Genomic DNA, 17039 nt, shown 5'->3' with positions numbered 1-17039 from the left:
GAGGAAACCGACCGCTTGAACCAAGAAAAACCGAACCTTTCCGCGCACCCCACGCGCATCATACCCCGTGACCAGCACAGTGTTTCACGGCGCAACATCAGCAAGGCGGCGCTGAAGGTGCTGTATCGCCTGCACGAGTCGGGCTACCGCGCCCTGCTGGTCGGCGGCGCTGTGCGCGATCTGCTGCTTGATGTGCAGCCGAAGGATTTCGACATCGCCACGGATGCCACGCCCGAGGAAGTGCGCAAGCTGTTCCGCAACTGCCGCCTGATCGGCCGACGCTTCCGGCTGGCGCATGTCGTGTTCGGCCGCGAGATCATCGAGGTGGCCACGTTCCGCGGCAGCGGCGAATCCGGCGATGGCGATAGCGACGGCGACCGACACATCGTCGACGGCCGCATCGTGCGCGACAATATCTGGGGGTCCATCGAGGAGGACGCGCTGCGCCGCGACTTCCGCGTCAACGCGATGTACTACGACATTGCCGATTTCAGCGTGCGCGACGACGTGGGCGGCATGCAGGACCTGCACGACCGCGTGCTGCACCTGATCGGCGATCCGGAGACCCGCTATCGCGAGGACCCGGTGCGCATGCTGCGCGCGGCGCGGCTGGCGGCGAAGCTGGACTTCGACATCGACCCGTCCGCTTCGGCGCCGTTCGCCGAGTTGGCGCCGCTGCTGCAGGACGCCGCGCCAGCGCGACTGTTCGACGAGTCGCTGAAGCTGTTCATGGCCGGCTACGCGCTGAAGAGCTTCCGCATGCTGCGCCGTCACGGTCTGCTGGCGCCGCTGTTCCCGGCCACGGCGCGCGCGCTGGATGCGGGTGATGAAAGCCTGCTGGCTATGATCGAGCAGGGCATGGCCAACACCGATGCGCGCATCGCCGAGGGCAAGCCGGTGACGCCCGCGTTCCTTTTCGCCGTGTTGCTGTGGGGTGATGTGCGCGACCAGGCGCAGGCGTTGATCGACGACGGCACGTCGCCGGCGCTGGCCTGGCAGCGGGCGGCGCATCGCGTGCTCGCGAACCAGACGCAGCACGTGGCGATCCCGCGTCGCTTCACGCACGTGATGGAAGACATCTGGATCTTGCAGTCGCGGTTCGGTCAGCGCACCCGCAAGCGTGTGTTCCGGCTGCTGGAGCATCCACGTTTTCGCGCTGCCTACGATTTTCTGCTGCTGCGCGCGGGCGAATCCGAGGAGCTGCGCGAACAGGGGCAATGGTGGACCGAGGCCCAGGAACTGCCTGCCGAACAACTGGCCGAGCAACTGGGGCCATCGTCGCGCGGCGGCAAGAGCGCCGGCAGTGGCACGCGCAAGCGTCGCCGTCGCCGCGGTGGGCGCAAGAAGGCCGGTGGCGGCGATCAGGCGGATTGACGATGCGTGCATACGTGGCCCTGGGCAGCAATCAGGGCGATCCGCAGGCGCGTGTGCTCGCCGCCTTCGACGCGCTGCATGCGCTGCCGCAGACGACGATGCAGCGGCGTTCGTCGCTGTATCGGACGCCGCCCTGGGGCGTGACCGACCAGCCGGACTTCATCAACGCGGTCGCCGAACTGGAGACCGCGTTGCCGCCGCAGGCGTTGATGCAGGCCCTGCTCGAAGTCGAGCTCCTGGCCGGGCGCACCCGAGAGGGGCGGCGCTGGGGGCCGCGCACGCTGGATCTGGATCTGCTGGTCTACGGCGAACGTGAGATCGACGAGCCGCACCTGACGGTGCCGCATCCACGCATCGCCGAACGCGCCTTCGTACTGCTGCCGCTGTCCGAACTCGCGTCTGCGCTGCATATTCCAGGACGGGGCCGGGTGGACGCACTGTTGGAAAAAGTCGACGCCAGTGCTTGCAAGCGACTGGCGTCGCCCACATGACTGCGGGGCCGGCCGTCTTCACGGTTCGCGCCGCGCGCGCTTGAGCGCTGGACGGCGCACCCCCGATAATCGAACTCTTTGCGCGAGAACGCCTCACGTGTACACCGAAAACGCCCATGCCGACCGCAAGCCCGTGACCGTGCCCGGTCTGCGTGCGATGAAGAACGAAGGCCGCAAGATCGTCATGCTGACCGCGTACGACGCGAGTTTCGCGACCTGCGCGGACATGGCTGGCGTCGATGTGGTGCTGGTCGGTGATTCGCTGGGCATGGTGGTGCAGGGACATGCCAGCACGCTGCCGGTGACGCTGGATCAGGCGGTCTATCACAGCACGCTGGTCTCGCGCGGGCTGTCCAAGGCGCTGCTGGTGGCGGATCTGCCGTTCATGGCCGATCGCGATCCCGCGTTCGCGCTGGAGGCCGCACGCCGCTTGATGGCCGAAGGCGGCGCGGCGATGGTCAAGCTGGAGGGCGCCGGGCACATCTGCGGCGTGATCGAGGCGCTGGTCGAACGCAACGTCCCCGTGTGTGCGCATCTGGGTCTGACGCCGCAGTCGGTGCATCGCCTAGGCGGCTATCGTGTGCAGGGGCGCGAGGAAGCCGTCGCCGAACAGATTCTGGCCGATGCGCATGCCGTGGCCGCCGCCGGCGCGCAGTTGCTGGTGCTGGAGGCCGTGCCGGCCGCGCTCGCTGCACGCATCACCGAAGAACTGGACATTCCGACCATCGGCATCGGTGCCGGTGCGGACACCGATGGGCAGGTGCTGGTGGTGTACGACATGCTCGGGATCACGCCCGGCAAACGGCCCAAGTTCAGCAAGGATTTCCTGGCTGGTCGCGGCTCCGTGGTCGAAGCCATGGCTGCCTACGCTGCCGATGTGCGCGAGGGAAGCTTCCCCGCGGCCGAACATCAGTACTGAGCGAGCGCGACGCCAAGCATGCAGACCGTGACCGAAATCCAGGCCCTGCGCGCCGTCGTGCGTGGCTGGCGCGAGAGCGGCCAGGCCGTGGGCCTGGTGCCCACCATGGGCAATCTCCATGCGGGCCACTATTCGCTCCTGAAGCAGGCGCGCGCGCGTTGCGATCGCGTGGTCGCCAGTGTGTTCGTCAACCCGACCCAGTTCGGGCCGGGCGAGGACTTCGAGCGCTACCCGCGCACGCTGGCGCAGGATCAGGCCGGACTGGCCGATCACGACTGCGATGTGGTGTTCGCGCCCAGCGTGGAAACCATGTACCCGTTCGGGCCGGAACAGTCCGTGCGCGTGCAGGTGCCGCGTCTGACCGAGTCGCTGGAGGGCGCGCATCGTCCTGGGCACTTCGACGGCATGGCCACCGTGGTCTGCAAGTTGTTCAACCTGGTGCAGCCGGATGTCGCGGTGTTCGGACAGAAGGATTTCCAGCAGTTGCGCGTGATCGAGCGCTTCGTGCGCGATCTCGGCCTGCCGGTGACCGTCCTGGCCGCGCCGATCGTGCGCGAGGCGGATGGCCTGGCGATGAGTTCGCGCAATCAGTACCTGTCTCCCGAGGAACGCAAGCGTGCGACAGGCATCCATCGCACCCTGCTGGCGATGAAAACCGCGCACGAGGCGGGACGCGCGCCGCAGGAAATCGAGCTGGAGGCCGTCGCACAGCTTCGTGAACTGGGCTTCGAGCCCGACTATGCGGCGGTCCGGCGCAGCATCGATCTGGGTGAGCCGGGTGTCGAACCGGGCGAGGAACGCATCGCGCTGATCGCCGCCCGGCTGGGCGCGACCCGACTGATCGACAACCTGCTGCTGAACTAGTCCGGCACGCGGATACAGCAGCGAACGCGCCCAGCCGCTATAATTTCCCCTTTCACCCACATCGCATCCGTCGAGGCGACGCCATGCATTTGAACATGCTCAAGGCCAAGATCCACCGCGCCACCGTCACGCACGCGGAGCTGCACTACGAAGGTTCGATCGCCATCGACGGCGATCTGCTGGATGCGTCCGGCATCCGTGAGTACGAGCAGATCCACGCTTGGAACATCAATAGCGGGCAGCGCTTCACGACCTACGCCCTGCGTGCCGAAGAAGGCTCCGGGATCATCTCGGTCAACGGCAGCGCCGCGCGCAGCGCGCAGGCGGGCGATCTGATCATCATCGCCGCGTTCGTGACCCTGGACGAGGCCGAGCTGGCCGACTACAAGCCGCAGCTGGTCTACGTCGACGCCGACAACCGCATCAGCCATACCAACACGTCGATTCCGAAGCAGGCGGCCTGACCGGCACTCCGTTGCCCATGCGGGGGGGCGACAAAAAACTTGCAATTCCCCGCGTGGCGCCGTGTACTGAACTCGACGCCCGTTGGATGAGTGCATCCGCGCATGCCCGGAACCCGCTTCGTACAGACCTGGCAGCAAGCTGCTCGTGAACTGGAGTTGCACGTCACGCCGTGGCGCGTGGTGCTGCTTCCTTCGGCGAAGTGTCTGGTCGCGGATCTGTGGGTCGAAGGCTTCGGCTCGCCGCGCGGCATGCTGTTGTTCGGGCAGTCCGGACAGATTGGGGACTACGGTGAGGAGCTGATGCGCGAGGCCTGGGCCTACACCGTGCTCGGATTCGAGCGCGACGTTGCCGAAAGCCATGAAGCGATCATGCAACGGCTGCGCACCTGGGGCTGGTACGGCGCGCCCGAGGGCATGCCGGGCTGGCTGATCGGCGCCTGATTCATCCGGCCGTTCCGGCACACCCCGCTTTCTTGTCCTGTTCGCGCAGCGCCCAGGCGACATGCTCGCGCACCAGCGCGGACGGATGGTCGGCGCGCGCCTTCAGCGCATCGACCACGGCGGGTGAGGGTGCGGCGTTGCCCAGCGCCACGGCGATGTTGCGCAGCCAGCCCTCGTAGCCGGTGCGACGAATCGCCATGCCCTGTGTGCGCAGCAGGAACGTGTCCTCGTCCCAGGCGAACAGCTCGGTCAGCTTCGCGCCGTCCAACCCGTGTCTTGGCGCGAAGTCCGGCTCCGTGGCCTGCTGCGCGAACTTGTTCCACGGGCACACCAGCTGGCAGTCGTCACAGCCGAAGATGCGATTGCCCATCGGCGCGCGCAGTGGTTCGGGAATCGATCCCCTCAGTTCGATGGTCAGGTAGGAGATGCAGCGGCGCGCGTCCAGCCGGTAGGGTGCGACGATGGCCTGGGTCGGGCAGATGTCGATGCAGCGCCGGCAGGAGCCGCAGTGCGCGCTGGCCGGTTCGTCCAGCGGCAGGGGCAGGTCGGTGAACAGTTCGCCGAGCAGGAACCAGGAGCTGGCGTCGCGGCTGAGCAGCAGCGTGTGCTTGCCGATCCAGCCGAGGCCGGCGTTGCGCGCCAGCGCTTTTTCCAGCACCGGGGCGGAATCGACGAAGGCGCGGTAGCCGAACGGTCCGACGACGCCAGCGATGCGGTCGGCCAGCTTCTGCAGGCGGTTGCGCATCAGCTTGTGGTAGTCGCGGCCCAGCGCGTAGCGCGCCACGTAGCCGAGAGCGGGATCTTCGATCACGCTCCAGGCGCCGCGCACGCCGGGCGGCATGTAGTCCATGCGCACGCAGATCACGCGCTGCGTGCCCGGTTCCAGTTCCTCGGGACGGCTGCGCTTGCGGCCGTGCCTGCGCATGTAGGCCATCTCGCCGTGCATGCCCTGGTCGAGCCAGTCTTCCAGGTGGGATTCGTCCTCGCGCAAAGATGTGCCGGTGACGCCGAGCGCGCTGAATCCGAGTTCCTTCGCCCAGCCGCGGATGTCGGTGATGAGGGCGTGCGGATCGATGTGGTCGGGCAGGGCGGACATGGTGGCATTGTAGTGGTTCGCGTCGCTACGGACTGCCGCGCGGGCGCCATCGTTGCTACGCTTCGCGCATGATCCGACGCTTTCTTCCGGCATGAAGCTCCTCATGCAACGCGCGCTGTTCACGGCAGCACAGGTGCGTGCGCAGGATCGGCACGCCATCGAGGAACTCGGCGTGCCCGGGTTCACCCTGATGACGCGCGCGGCCCACGCCGCGCTCGGTGTCCTGCGCACGCGCTGGCCGCAGGCGCGGTCGTTGCTGTTGCTGTGCGGGCCGGGCAACAACGGTGGCGATGCCTTCCTGCTTGGCGCGTTGGCCCTGCAGGCCGGTTTCCGCGCTCATGCGTTGGCGTTGAGCGCGACTTCAGAGGGCGATGCGCTGCGCGCGAGGAAGGCTTACGAAGAGGCCGGCGGGGCATGCGGGAGCGCGGGCGATGCGCCGGATCTGAGCGCGTTCGACGTGATCGTGGATGGCCTGTTCGGCACCGGACTCAGCCGTGCGCCGGAGGGCGCGGCTGCCCGGCTCATCGAGCAGGTCAACGCCAGCGGTCGTCCGTTGCTGGCTCTGGATCTTCCTTCGGGTCTGGACGCGGATACCGGCGTTGCGCGCGAACCCTGCGTGCGCGCTGCGGCCACGGTCACGTTCGTGGCGCATAAGCGGGGTCTGTTCACGGCCGACGCCGGCGATTGCTGCGGCGCGCTGCACCTGGATCGCCTCGAACTGCCGCCACCCGGTTTTCAGTCGCCTGACGCTGAACTGCTACACGCACACGGTCTGCCACCGCGCCGTCGCAACAGCCACAAGGGCGCGAATGGTCACGTGCTGGCGCTGGGCGGCGACGCCGGCATGGGCGGTGCGATCCGGCTGTGCGCCGAGGCCGCGCTGCGTGCGGGCGCCGGCCTGGTCAGCGTGGCGACGCGGGCCGCGCACATCGGCGCGTTGAACGCTGCGCGGCCCGAATTGATGGCGCACGCCGTCGAGGCGCAGGCCGATCTGGAACCCCTGATACGGCAGGCCAGCGTGCTGGCCATCGGCCCCGGCCTGGGGCAGGACGACTGGGGGCGTGCTCTGTGGCAGTCGGCGCGAACCCGCGAGCTTCCGTGCGTGATCGATGCCGACGCCCTGAATCTACTGGCGGCCCAGCGTGTCGAGTTGCCCGAGCATGCCGTACTCACGCCGCACCCGGGCGAGGCCGCGCGTCTGCTGCAGACCGACACGGCAAGCATTCAGGCCGACCGCTTCGCGGCGGCGCGCGCCCTCGCCGAGCGCTACGGTGCCGTGGTGGTGCTGAAGGGCAGCGGCAGCCTGATCGCCGCCCCCGACGGTCACGTGGCCGTCTGTCCCTGGGGCAATCCGGGCATGGCCGCCGGCGGCATGGGCGACGTGCTGACCGGCGTCATCGCGGCGCTGCTGGCGCAGGGCCTCTCGCCCTGGGAAGCGGCCGGACTCGGCGTCGGCCTGCATGCACGCGCTGGGGACCACGCCGCGGCGGCCCACGGCGAGCGCGGTCTGCTGGCGTCCGATCTTTTCCTTCCCTTGCGCGAGTTGCTCAATGCCGACCCGAACTGAATCGCCGTCTCTGCTGTTGGCCGACCCGGAAGCCACCGAGACGCTCGGACGACAGCTGGCAGCCGCCTCCGGCGCGGACGGTCTGGTGGTCTACCTGTACGGTGATCTGGGTGCCGGCAAGACCTCGCTGGCGCGCGCCTGGCTCTCGGCGCTGGGCGCTGGCGACCGCATCAAGAGTCCGACCTACAGCCTGATCGAACCGTACACGCTGGACGACGGGCGTCCGGCCTGGCACCTGGATCTGTACCGCATCGCCGATCCCGGCGAACTGGAATGGCTGGGCCTGGATGCGCTGGCTGATCCGCGCGCCGTGATCCTGATCGAATGGCCGCAGCGGGGGGCGGGCGCGCTGCCGGCCGCGGATCTTTCCTTGCATCTGGAGCATGCCGATACCGCCCGGCGATTGCGCATGGAGCCGTCGAGCGCGCGGGGTGAACGCCTGATCGAATCGTTAACCTTTTGAATAGAAAGAAATAACGTCGACTTTTTGGGGCTCTTTCGGTCGCGACTGGAACGAAGGTAAGTTCTGACAAAGGTCGTGCAGGTCGCGGATTCAAAAGGGAAAAGGTCTTGCTTCGCGAAAGAAATTGGGGTATCACACCCACCATGCGCGAACTCTGCCGGCCACTGCTTGTTTTTCTGCTCGCCGTTGCGGCGACGGTCGCCCTGTGTCCGGCGTATGCGGCGTCGTCGACGCAGGTGCGTGCCGTACGCATGTCGACGAGCGACCAGCACACTCGCGCCGTGTTCGATCTGTCCGGTCCGGTGGATTACAAGCTGTTTCAGCTGAAGAACCCGGACCGCGTCGTGCTGGATTTCAGCCGCGCCCATCTGGCGAAGGGATTCCAGTCGCCGGACGGCGGCGGATTGCTGAAGGACGTCCGCACCGGCAAACACGGCCGGCACGGCGTGCGCGTGGTGCTGGACATGAAGGCCGGCGTGCGGCCCAAGAGCTTTCTGCTTGATCCGTCCGGCGGCAACGGCTATCGGCTGGTGCTGGACATGTATCCGTCGTCCGACGCCGGACGCGCCATCGTGCGCCGTACTGCGCCGGTCAGCCAGCGCAAGGTACTGGTCGCGATCGACCCGGGTCACGGCGGCAAGGATTCCGGCGCACACGGTCCGGGCGGACTGGAAGAGAAGACCGTCACGCTCGCCATCGCCAAGCGGCTGGCCGCGCTGGTCGACAAGCAGCCGGGCATGCAGGCCATCCTGACCCGCGACGACGACACCTACATTCCGCTGGAGCGCCGTTTCGAGATCGCGCGTCAGCACAAGGCCGATCTGTTCGTTTCGATCCACGCCAACTCCTGCCCGAACCACTGCTCGGCGCGCGGCGCCTCGGTCTGGGTGCTGTCCACGCACGGCAAGGAAAGCGAAGCCGGCAAGTGGCTGGCGCGCAGCGAGAACGCATCCGATCTGGTCGGCGGCGTGTCGCTGGACAACCGCAGCCACACGCTGGCCGCGGTGTTGCTGGATCTCTCCCAGGGCGCCAGCATGCAGGCCAGCAAGCAGGTCGGGCACGATGTGCTCGGCGCGTTGAAGGGCATCATTCCGCTGTACAAGCCGCGGGTACAGCACGCCAACTTCGTGGTGCTGCGTTCGCCGGACGTGCCGTCGATCCTGGTCGAGACCGCCTTCATCAGCAATCGCCACGACGAACGCCTGCTGCGCTCGCCGAGATATCGCCAGAAGATGGCGCGTGCGATCCTGAAAGGCGTCGAGCACTACTTCACCACCACGCCGCCGCAAGGCACCTGGTTCGCTGCGCAGTGGGCGAAGAAACACGGCGTGAAGATCGCCTCGACCGAAGCGGCGTCTTCGTCCTCGGGTGTGGCGAGTGCCGACTCCGGCGTGCAGGACCTGCACAAGGTCAGCAACGGCGAGACGCTGTCGGGCATCGCGCATCAGTACGGCGTCAGCATGGATGCCATCAAGAACGCCAACAACATGGACTCGAACATGGTTCGCGCCGGCAGCATGCTGGCGATTCCGACCGGCTGATCCCCGCCGGTCACGGAGTTCGCGCTGGTATCCTTGGCGACTCGTAGCCGCGAGTCCGTCATGTCCGATATCCGTCCGCTTCCACCCGAACTCATCAACCAGATCGCCGCCGGCGAGGTCATCGAGCGACCGGCATCGGTGGTCAAGGAGCTGGTCGAGAACAGCCTCGATGCCGGCGCGCACCGCATCGAAGTGGAGATCGAGGCCGGTGGCGCACGGCGCATCTGCGTGCGCGACGACGGCGGCGGCATCGCCCCGGAGCAGCTGCCGCTGGCGGTGGCCTCGCACGCGACCAGCAAGATCGGCAGCTTCGACGATCTCGAGCACGTCGCCACCATGGGGTTCCGTGGCGAGGCGCTGGCCTCGATCGCCTCGGTGTCGCGCTTCACGCTGACTTCGCGGCCGCGCGACGCCGAAGCCGCGTTCCGTGTCGAGGTCGACGGCGGCGCGATCGGCGACTCGCGCCCCGCACCGCATCCGCCGGGCAGCAGCGTCGACGTGCGCGACCTGTTCTACAACGTGCCGGCACGGCGCAAGTTCCTGCGTACCGAACGCACCGAGTTCGGCCGCATCGACGAACTGCTGAAGACGCTGTCGCTGGTGCACGAGGACGTCGAATTCCGCCTCAGCCACAACGGCCGGCAAGTGCGCATGCTGCGTCCGGCGAACGACGAGCGCGCGGCACTGGCGCGCGTGGGCGAAGTGCTGGGCGAGGGCTTCACCGAGGCCAGTCTGCGCATCGATCATCAGGCGGCGGGCATGCGCTTGTCCGGCTGGGTCGGTCTGCCCACGGCGGCGCGCAGCCAGGCCGATCAGCAGTATTTCTACGTCAACGGCCGCATGGTGCGCGACAAGGTGGTCGCGCATGCCGTGCGCCAGGCCTATGCGGACGTGCTGTTCCACGGCCGTCATCCGGCGTTCGTGCTGTTTCTGGAACTGGACCCGGCCGGCGTCGACGTCAACGTGCATCCGGCCAAGAGCGAGGTGCGCTTTCGCGAGCAGCGGCTGGTGCACGATTTCCTGTTCCGTACGCTGCACGAGGCGCTGTCGGAGACGCGCGCGGGCAGTATCACTTCGCAGCCGGTCGCCCCGCTGGCCGGAACGCAGTCCTCGCCCGAAGGCACGGCTCCTGCCGCCTCGCCCGCGATGTTCGGTGGAGGTGGTGGCGGGTCGCACAATGGCGGTGTCTGGCGCAGTCAGGCCGGTCTGTCGCTGGGCGTGCGCGATGCGCCGCTGGCCGACTATCAGGCGCTGGTCGGCGACGCGCCGCAGCGCGGTCTGCCGGAGTCGGCGGACGAGGCGGACATTCCGCCGCTCGGCTACGCGCTGGCGCAGCTCAAGAGCATCTTCGTGCTGGCCGAGAACGCGCACGGGCTGGTGCTGGTCGATATGCACGCCGCGCACGAACGCATCACCTACGAGCGCATGAAGAACGCGCGCAGCGGTAGCGGTCTGCGCACGCAGATGCTGCTGGTGCCGCTGGCGCTGGCGGTCTCCGCGCGCGAGGCCGAGGCGGCCGAGGAGCACGCCGAAGCGCTGGCCGGCTGGGGGCTGGAACTCTCCCGCAGCGGCCCGAACCAGATCACCGTGCGCCGCATTCCCGCGCTGCTGGAAGGTGCGGACGTGGCCCAGCTGACCCGCGACGTACTCGGCGAACTGGCCCAGCACGGCAGCTCCCGCCGTCTGGAAGAGCTGGAGAACGAGCTGCTGTCGACCATGGCCTGCCACGGTTCCGTGCGCGCCGGTCGCCGCCTGACCGTGGCCGAGATGAACGCGCTGCTGCGCGACATGGAGGCCACCGAGCGTTCCGGCCAGTGCAACCACGGACGCCCGACCTGGGTGCAGCTCGGCATGCACGAACTGGACCGTCTGTTCAACCGTGGCCGCTGAGTCGGCGGTCGGCATTCAAGGGTTTCGCGAAAGGCATCGCGTTGTGTATACGAAAGAGGGCGGGAATGCTTTTCGGCATGTTGGCAATAAGCTCATGACGTACATTTCGTATACGTCCCATGCGCCGTCGGGCACCCTGCGACGGAGTCCATTTTTCGGAAGTCGTTCTCGGAGATCGTCCATGTTTCGCGCCAGTCCGCTTCTCGCTGTCTTCCTCATCGCTCTTTCCGGAGTCGCCACCGTGCAAGCCGCCGACGTCTCGTCCTACACCCAGCAGATCGAACACTGGCGCACGCAGCGCGTGGAGCGGCTGACTGCACCGTACGGCTGGCTCAGCCTGATCGGACTGCCGTGGCTGGAGCAGGGCGCCAATACAGTCGGCAGCGCCAAGGACAACGCCATTGTCATCGATACGGCGCCTGCGCATCTGGGTACGGTGGACTGGCGCAAGGACGGCACGGTGACGATCGAGCTGGCGCCGGACGCGCACGCCACCATCGACGGCAAGCACGAACGCCGCGCCACGCTGCTGGACGACAGCCACGACAAGCCGACCGTCGTGCGTTTCGGCACCACCGAGTTCTACCTGATCGCGCGCAACGGCCGGAAGGGTCTTCGCGTGAAGGACAGCGAATCGCCCACGCGCACGCATTTCGCCGGCATCGATCATTTCCCGGTCGACCCGTCGCTGCGCATCGTGGCCAAGTGGGTGCCGTACACCAAACCGCACACGCTGAAGATGGGCAACGAGATCGGCGCGGTGGATACCTTTCCGGTGCCGGGCAAGGCCGAATTCACTTACCAGGGTCACGATTACACGTTGTATCCGGTGATCGAAGTGCCGGGCGACAGCCAGTACTTCCTGGTCTTCGCCGACGCCACCAGCGGCAAGGAGACCTACGGCGCGGCGCGCTTCCTGTACATCGACAAGCCGAAGGACGGCCACGTCGTGATCGACTTCAACAAGGCCTACAACCCGCCGTGCGCCTTCACGCCGTACGCGACCTGTCCGCTGGCACCGCCGGAGAACCGGCTCGGTTTCCGCGTCACGGCCGGCGAGAAGGTCTACAAGGGCGGCGAGGGCTGAGCCGCCGCGCGCCGTCGCCGTGAATAAGGACGCCGACCGCATTCTCGACCTGTACCAGCGCCACGCGGCGGCCTGGCAAAGCGACCGTCTGCGCACGCATTTCGACGAGCGTAGCTGGATGGATCGTTTCCTGGAGATGGTGCCGGCGTCGGGCGAGGTGCTCGACCTGGGCTGCGGTTGCGGCGAGCCGGTGGCGGCGTATCTGGTCGAGCAGGGCCGCGCCGTGACCGGCGTGGATGGCGCGGCGATGGTCGCGTTGAGCCGAGCGCGCTTGCCGACGCAGACCTGGGTGCAGGCCGACATGCGCGGCCTGGATCTCGCGCGCCGCTTCGATGGCGTGCTGGCTTGGAACAGCTTCTTTCATCTCGCGCACGAGGATCAGCGCGCCATGTTCGCGGTGTTCGCCCGCCATGCCGCGCCCGGTGCGCCGCTGATGTTCACCAGCGGCACAGAGCACGGCGTGGCGATGGGAACGTTCCGTGGCGAGCCGCTGTACCACGCCAGCCTGGATACCGAGGCCTACCGCGCGCTGCTGCATGAGCACGGCTTCGAGGTGGTGGATCATTGCCCCGAAGATACTTCGTGCGGCGGACTGACGATTTGGCTCGCGCGCCGGTTGGATGCCCTGGAAACCTGACGCGGCGCGCGATGCCGTCGGTGATGTTCAGCGGCCCTTGAATGCGGGCTTGCGGCGTTCCAGGAAGGCGCTGGTGCCTTCGCGCATGTCTTCGGTGGCGAAGCACAGCGCGAAGCCCTGGCTTTCGTAGTCCAGCCCCTGTTCGATGGCGCACTCGCCGCCGCTGAGCACGGCGTCGAGGATGCCCGCCGCGGCGCGCGGCGCGCTCGCGGCCAGCTGCTCGGCGAGGTCCTTCACGACGTCGTCCAGCTGTTCCGGTTCGACCACGTCGGTCACCACGCCCAGGGCATGCGCGCGGGCGGCGTCGATCTGCTTGCCCGTCAGGCACAGTTCCAGCGCCGCGCCGCGTCCGGCCAGGCGCAGCAGGCGCTGCGTGCCACCGAAGCCCGGAATCAGGCCGAGATTGATCTCCGGCTGGCCGAACTTCGCCTTGGCGGAGGCGATGCGCAGATGGCAGGCCATCGCCAGTTCCATGCCGCCGCCCAGCGCGTAGCCGGGAATGCGCGCGATGACGGGCTTGCCGAGACGTTCGATGGTCAGCATCAAGGCCTGGCCGACGCGGGAGAATGACAGCGCCTGGGTCGGCGTGTAGGTGTTCATCTCGGCGATGTCGGCGCCAGCCACGAAGGCCTTGTCGCCGGCGCCAGTCAGCACAACCGCGCGGATGCTGCTGTCGTGCGCGGCCTGGCTGAAGGCCAGGGTCAGCTCGTTCAGCGTGTCGAGATTGAGCGCGTTGAGCTTGTCGGGACGGTTGACCGTGATGGTGCGGACAGCGCCGTCGTCGCGGGTGAGCAGGTTGCGGTAGGCCATGTGCGGACTCCGTGGAGAAAAGGCGCATGGTACCAGCGGGGAACCATCCGCCCGCCATGGTGATCTGAACAGAGAGTCGTTGTCCTGCGCATGCGGGTGGCGATACGCATGGCTTACCATGGTGGGCGGAATGAAACGCCCGAGGCGAATGCATCGATGAATCCACGTCTTGCCCTGATTGCACTGCTCGCCACGCCGGCTCTGGCGTGGGCGCAGGGCGGGGGTGCGCAGAAAGCGCAGTCGTCCAAGCCGGCCGCCGGTCTCGACCGGACCAAGGCATCGTATGCGGTGGGCTATCAGATCGGTACGCGAGTGGCCCAGGGCAAGCGCACGTTCGACATCGACACGCTGGTGCGCGCGCTGCGCGACGCGTATGCCGGTCGCGCGCCCAAAGTGCCTGCCGCGCAGATGCGCGAGCAGCTGAATCTGCTCGGCCAGCAGCTGCACAAGCGTGCCGAGGAGGGTTTCCACAAGCAGGCCGTGGCCAACGCGGCCGAAGCCCGTCGCTTCATGGCGCAGAATCGCACGCAAGACGGGGTGGTCACGCTGCCGTCGGGCGTGCAGTACAAGATTCTGCGCAAGGGCAACGGAGCGCATCCGTCGCTGGGCAGCACGGTGGTCGCCAACTACCGCGGCGCGCTCATCGACGGCATGGAGTTCGACAGCTCCTATGCGCACGGCCGCCCGGTGACGTTTCCGGTCAAGCGCATGCTTCCGGGCTGGAAGGACGTGCTGCCGCGCATGCGCGTGGGCGGCAAGTGGAAGGTCTGGATTCCGCCCAATCAGGCCTATGGCGCGCGGGGGCAGCTGCCGCGTATCGGTCCGAACGAGGTGCTGGTGTTCGAGATCGAACTGCTGGGCGTGAAGTGAACGGCGCACGCCTGCGCGATGCGCAACTGCGCTAGCATGTCGGGATGGTTTTCCAAGCACGACTCCTCGACGAAAGTGAACCGCTGACCCCCTGCGTGAAGGTGTGTCGGCTGGACGAGGCCGGGTTCTGCGTCGGCTGCAAGCGCAGCGTCGACGAGATCATGCGCTGGGGAACGATGTCCCAGACCGAACGTCTGCGGCTGATGCGCGAGGAGTTGCCCAAGCGTTGGCCCGCATGATGCGCACACAGACTAACGAATGGCGCGAGGCGCTGCTGCCGCTGGCCGCTCCGCCGCGCCTGCCGGGCTGGAATCACGCCATGATGCGCGATCTGATCGGTGATGCGCCGCTGACGCCTGCCGCGGTGCTGGTGCCGATACTCGATGTCGAGGAACCCAGGGTGGTGCTGACGCGCCGGACGCAGCATCTGGCGCGTCACGCGGGCCAGGTGGCCTTTCCTGGCGGCCGTGTCGACGATACCGACACGGATGTGGTCGATGCCGCGCTGCGCGAGACCGAGGAAGAAATCGGCTTGCCGCGGCACCATGTCGAGCCGGTCGGATTTCTCGACTGCTTCGAGACCGTCAGCGGCTTTGCCGTGACTCCGGTGGTGGCGATGGTTTCGGCGCAGCGACCGCCTTGGCGGCCCGAGCCCGGCGAAGTCGACGAAGTATTCGAGGTGCCGTTGGCATTTCTGCTCGACCCCGCGAATCTGTGCCGCTACACCATGCAGTACCGCGGACATCAGCGCGAGATGGCGGAATTCCACTACGGTCCGCACCGCATCTGGGGCGCGACCGCCGCCATGTTGACCAATCTGCTCGACCGCATGGGAATCCAGCCATGAACCGACCGTTGATCGATGCCCGTACCCTGATGGACCGTGCCGGCGAGGATCTGCTGATCGTAGACTGCCGCTTCGAGCTGTCCGATCCGGAGCAGGGGCGGCGCGATTATCTGCAGGGCCATCTTCCCGGCGCGATCTACGCCAGTCTGGACGAGGATCTTTCCGACCTGGGCAAGATTCCGCAGGGACTCGGCCGGCACCCCTTGCCCGATCCGGACGCCTTTGCGCGCACGCTGGGACGCTGGGGCTGGACGTCGCAGCGGACCGTGGTCGCCTACGACACGGCCGGTGGCGCGATCGCGGGAAGGTTGTGGTGGATGATGCGCAGCATCGGCGCGTCGGCGTCGGTGCTGGATGGCGGTCTGGCCGCGTGGCGCGAAGCCGGTGGCGCGCTGGAGACGGGGCTGGTCGAAGTGACGCCGACCGAGGTTCGGCTGCAATTCGATCCGCAGGCATACATGGAGACCCGTGCGCTGCGAAAAGCACTGGACGCGGGCAGCGTGACCCTGGTCGACGCGCGCGCCGCGTCGCGCTATCGCGGTGAGACCGAGCCGCTCGACCGCGTTGCCGGACATGTGCCGGGCGCGGTCAATCGTCCGTTCGCTGGCAATCTGGACGAAGAAGGCCGTTTTCGCGCTCCCGAGGCCCTGCGTGCAGAGTTCGAACAGCTGCTGCAGGGCGTGTCGCCCGAGCGGGTCGTGCATATGTGCGGCTCCGGCGTGACCGCCTGCCACAATCTGCTGGCGATGGAGCACGCGGGTCTGTCCGGTGCGCGGCTTTACACGCCGTCGTGGAGCGGCTGGGTCAGCGATCCCGAGCGGCCGGTGGCGAAAGACGAAGCGTGAGACCTCGGATCTAAGCAGTCGGGGCGGCCGAGGCATGTGCCGCCGCCCTTGCTGTCGGCGACTTATTTCTTGCTCTTCAGTTGCGCGACCAGCGCCTTCATCACGCCCTGCGTTTCCTCGCTGAACCAGCCGTCGAGAAAATCCTCGACCGGCAGGGCGTCGAGGTCGGCGAAGGCATCGGCCAGGTCGGCGCGGGCCAGGGCGCGGGTGCTGCGCATGGCTTGCTGCGGCAACGCCAGCAGTTCGTGCATCCAATGCTGTGCGCGTACCGTGACCTCTTCGACCGGCGTCAGTTCGTCGACGAAACCGCAGGCCAGGGCCTCCTCGGCAGTCAGCATGGTTCCCGCCACCAGCAGGCGTTCGGCGCGATAGGCGCCGACCACGCGGCGAAGCGCCAACTGGATGCAGTCGGGTACGGTCAGGCCGACCTGCACTTCGTTGAGGCCGATGCGGAATGGGCCGCGCGCCATCACGCGGTAGTCGCAGAACAGCGCCAGCACCGCGCCGCCGGCTGGGCTGTGGCCGGAGATCGCCGCGACCGACGGAATCGGCAGGCGCGCGAGCGTCGCGCACAGGGCGAAGAATTCACGCCAGAACGCACGCATGCCATCGCGGTCCAGCGTCAGCAGGGTCGGCACGTCGAGACCGGCCGAGAACATGCCCTGGTTGCCGGTGAGAAGCAGACCCTGCGCGCCTTCGGCCACGGCCTCCTCGATGCCGGTCCGCAGGCGCGTGACCAGGGCCGGGTCAAGCGCGTTCACGGGCGGTCGGTTGAGGCGAAGTTCGGTGACGCCTTCGCGAGTGGTGATGTCGAGCATGTCGTTCTCCTGAAA

At 67.5% G+C, this 17039-nt stretch carries 17 protein-coding genes and 1 pseudogene; 15 read left to right on the top strand and 3 right to left on the bottom strand.

Annotated features, from left to right (window positions below; translation table 11 throughout):
- Positions 1-15: 15 nt before the first annotated feature.
- From pcnB to BTJ49_RS09415, 6 genes are all read left to right on the top strand, one after another.
- Positions 16-1374, top strand: a complete 1359-nt coding sequence (pcnB, locus tag BTJ49_RS09440) for a polynucleotide adenylyltransferase PcnB (RefSeq protein WP_113065151.1) — start codon at positions 16-18, stop codon at positions 1372-1374.
- A 2-nt stretch (positions 1375-1376) separates the two neighbouring features.
- On the top strand, positions 1377-1865 hold the full coding sequence (gene folK / locus BTJ49_RS09435; RefSeq protein WP_193568359.1) for a 2-amino-4-hydroxy-6-hydroxymethyldihydropteridine diphosphokinase: 489 nt from the start codon (positions 1377-1379) through the stop codon (positions 1863-1865).
- 97 nt (positions 1866-1962) lie between these two features.
- Positions 1963-2784 carry a 3-methyl-2-oxobutanoate hydroxymethyltransferase gene (gene panB, locus BTJ49_RS09430; protein WP_113065149.1) on the top strand — a complete coding sequence of 274 codons (822 nt, stop codon included), beginning with the start codon at positions 1963-1965 and terminating at the stop codon, positions 2782-2784.
- A gap of 18 nt (positions 2785-2802) precedes the next feature.
- Positions 2803-3648, top strand: coding sequence for a pantoate--beta-alanine ligase (gene panC, locus BTJ49_RS09425; RefSeq protein WP_113065148.1), 846 nt, complete (start codon positions 2803-2805; stop codon positions 3646-3648).
- An 83-nt stretch (positions 3649-3731) separates the two neighbouring features.
- Entirely contained in the window at positions 3732-4112 is a 381-nt protein-coding gene (panD, locus tag BTJ49_RS09420; RefSeq protein ID WP_113065147.1) for an aspartate 1-decarboxylase, read from the top strand.
- Between the two features lie 102 nt (positions 4113-4214).
- Entirely contained in the window at positions 4215-4553 is a 339-nt protein-coding gene (locus BTJ49_RS09415) for a hypothetical protein (protein WP_113065146.1), read from the top strand.
- A gap of 1 nt (position 4554) precedes the next feature.
- Here BTJ49_RS09415 and queG read toward each other — a convergent pair whose 3' ends face one another.
- Positions 4555-5649, bottom strand: coding sequence for a tRNA epoxyqueuosine(34) reductase QueG (gene queG, locus BTJ49_RS09410; protein ID WP_113065374.1), 1095 nt, complete (start codon positions 5647-5649; stop codon positions 4555-4557).
- A 103-nt stretch (positions 5650-5752) separates the two neighbouring features.
- Between queG and BTJ49_RS09405 the strand changes: the two genes are divergently transcribed.
- From BTJ49_RS09405 to BTJ49_RS09380, 6 genes are all read left to right on the top strand, one after another.
- Positions 5753-7216: an NAD(P)H-hydrate dehydratase gene (locus BTJ49_RS09405; protein ID WP_240601796.1), complete on the top strand. Its 1464-nt coding sequence runs from the start codon at positions 5753-5755 to the stop codon at positions 7214-7216.
- Positions 7200-7679 carry a tRNA (adenosine(37)-N6)-threonylcarbamoyltransferase complex ATPase subunit type 1 TsaE gene (gene tsaE, locus BTJ49_RS09400; protein ID WP_113065144.1) on the top strand — a complete coding sequence of 160 codons (480 nt, stop codon included), beginning with the start codon at positions 7200-7202 and terminating at the stop codon, positions 7677-7679. Before BTJ49_RS09405 ends, tsaE begins: the two co-directional genes overlap by 17 nt.
- Before the next feature lie 143 nt (positions 7680-7822).
- On the top strand, positions 7823-9220 hold the full coding sequence (locus BTJ49_RS09395; protein ID WP_113065143.1) for an N-acetylmuramoyl-L-alanine amidase: 1398 nt from the start codon (positions 7823-7825) through the stop codon (positions 9218-9220).
- Positions 9221-9280: 60 nt separating this feature from the next.
- Positions 9281-11110, top strand: coding sequence for a DNA mismatch repair endonuclease MutL (gene mutL / locus BTJ49_RS09390; protein ID WP_113065142.1), 1830 nt, complete (start codon positions 9281-9283; stop codon positions 11108-11110).
- 181 nt (positions 11111-11291) lie between these two features.
- Positions 11292-12197 carry a DUF1684 domain-containing protein gene (locus tag BTJ49_RS09385; protein WP_113065141.1) on the top strand — a complete coding sequence of 302 codons (906 nt, stop codon included), beginning with the start codon at positions 11292-11294 and terminating at the stop codon, positions 12195-12197.
- A gap of 19 nt (positions 12198-12216) precedes the next feature.
- Positions 12217-12834, top strand: coding sequence for a class I SAM-dependent methyltransferase (locus BTJ49_RS09380; protein ID WP_206098390.1), 618 nt, complete (start codon positions 12217-12219; stop codon positions 12832-12834).
- A gap of 27 nt (positions 12835-12861) precedes the next feature.
- Here the strand turns inward: BTJ49_RS09380 and BTJ49_RS09375 are convergent, their stop codons facing one another.
- Positions 12862-13644, bottom strand: a complete 783-nt coding sequence (locus BTJ49_RS09375) for an enoyl-CoA hydratase-related protein (protein ID WP_113065140.1) — start codon at positions 13642-13644, stop codon at positions 12862-12864.
- Positions 13645-13800: 156 nt separating this feature from the next.
- On the opposite strand from BTJ49_RS09375, the gene BTJ49_RS09370 reads away from it, so the two are divergent.
- The 3 genes and pseudogenes from BTJ49_RS09370 (at position 13801) to BTJ49_RS09355 (ending at position 16206) form a co-directional block, all read left to right on the top strand.
- Entirely contained in the window at positions 13801-14514 is a 714-nt protein-coding gene (locus BTJ49_RS09370; protein ID WP_113065139.1) for an FKBP-type peptidyl-prolyl cis-trans isomerase, read from the top strand.
- A gap of 44 nt (positions 14515-14558) precedes the next feature.
- Positions 14559-15361: pseudogene (locus tag BTJ49_RS09360) on the top strand (CoA pyrophosphatase).
- Positions 15358-16206 (top strand): sulfurtransferase, encoded by an 849-nt coding sequence (locus BTJ49_RS09355; protein WP_113065137.1) that lies wholly within the window; start codon positions 15358-15360, stop codon positions 16204-16206. The pseudogene BTJ49_RS09360 and the gene BTJ49_RS09355 overlap by 4 nt, the downstream one beginning before the upstream one ends.
- A gap of 62 nt (positions 16207-16268) precedes the next feature.
- Here BTJ49_RS09355 and BTJ49_RS09350 read toward each other — a convergent pair whose 3' ends face one another.
- Positions 16269-17024 (bottom strand): enoyl-CoA hydratase/isomerase family protein, encoded by a 756-nt coding sequence (locus BTJ49_RS09350; protein WP_113065136.1) that lies wholly within the window; start codon positions 17022-17024, stop codon positions 16269-16271.
- Positions 17025-17039: the final 15 nt, after the last annotated feature.

Source organism: Oleiagrimonas sp. MCCC 1A03011, from assembly GCF_003267965.1.
Lineage (GTDB): Bacteria > Pseudomonadota > Gammaproteobacteria > Xanthomonadales > Rhodanobacteraceae > Oleiagrimonas > Oleiagrimonas citrea.
This window is presented reverse-complemented; position numbering and strand designations above follow the sequence as displayed.

What these genes read in the sequence shown, in the direction of transcription:
- folK (WP_193568359.1), top strand. Translation starts at nt 1,377, where the DNA reads ATGCGTGCATACGTGGCCCTGGGCAGCAATCAGGGCGATCCGCAGGCG.
- panC (WP_113065148.1), top strand. Translation starts at nt 2,803, where the DNA reads ATGCAGACCGTGACCGAAATCCAGGCCCTGCGCGCCGTCGTGCGTGGC.
- panD (WP_113065147.1), top strand. Translation starts at nt 3,732, where the DNA reads ATGCATTTGAACATGCTCAAGGCCAAGATCCACCGCGCCACCGTCACG.
- BTJ49_RS09415 (WP_113065146.1), top strand. Translation starts at nt 4,215, where the DNA reads ATGCCCGGAACCCGCTTCGTACAGACCTGGCAGCAAGCTGCTCGTGAA.
- queG (WP_113065374.1), bottom strand. Translation starts at nt 5,649, where the DNA reads ATGTCCGCCCTGCCCGACCACATCGATCCGCACGCCCTCATCACCGAC.
- BTJ49_RS09405 (WP_240601796.1), top strand. Translation starts at nt 5,753, where the DNA reads ATGCAACGCGCGCTGTTCACGGCAGCACAGGTGCGTGCGCAGGATCGG.
- tsaE (WP_113065144.1), top strand. Translation starts at nt 7,200, where the DNA reads ATGCCGACCCGAACTGAATCGCCGTCTCTGCTGTTGGCCGACCCGGAA.
- BTJ49_RS09395 (WP_113065143.1), top strand. Translation starts at nt 7,823, where the DNA reads ATGCGCGAACTCTGCCGGCCACTGCTTGTTTTTCTGCTCGCCGTTGCG.
- mutL (WP_113065142.1), top strand. Translation starts at nt 9,281, where the DNA reads ATGTCCGATATCCGTCCGCTTCCACCCGAACTCATCAACCAGATCGCC.
- BTJ49_RS09385 (WP_113065141.1), top strand. Translation starts at nt 11,292, where the DNA reads ATGTTTCGCGCCAGTCCGCTTCTCGCTGTCTTCCTCATCGCTCTTTCC.
- BTJ49_RS09375 (WP_113065140.1), bottom strand. Translation starts at nt 13,644, where the DNA reads ATGGCCTACCGCAACCTGCTCACCCGCGACGACGGCGCTGTCCGCACC.
- BTJ49_RS09370 (WP_113065139.1), top strand. Translation starts at nt 13,801, where the DNA reads ATGAATCCACGTCTTGCCCTGATTGCACTGCTCGCCACGCCGGCTCTG.
- BTJ49_RS09355 (WP_113065137.1), top strand. Translation starts at nt 15,358, where the DNA reads ATGAACCGACCGTTGATCGATGCCCGTACCCTGATGGACCGTGCCGGC.
- BTJ49_RS09350 (WP_113065136.1), bottom strand. Translation starts at nt 17,024, where the DNA reads ATGCTCGACATCACCACTCGCGAAGGCGTCACCGAACTTCGCCTCAAC.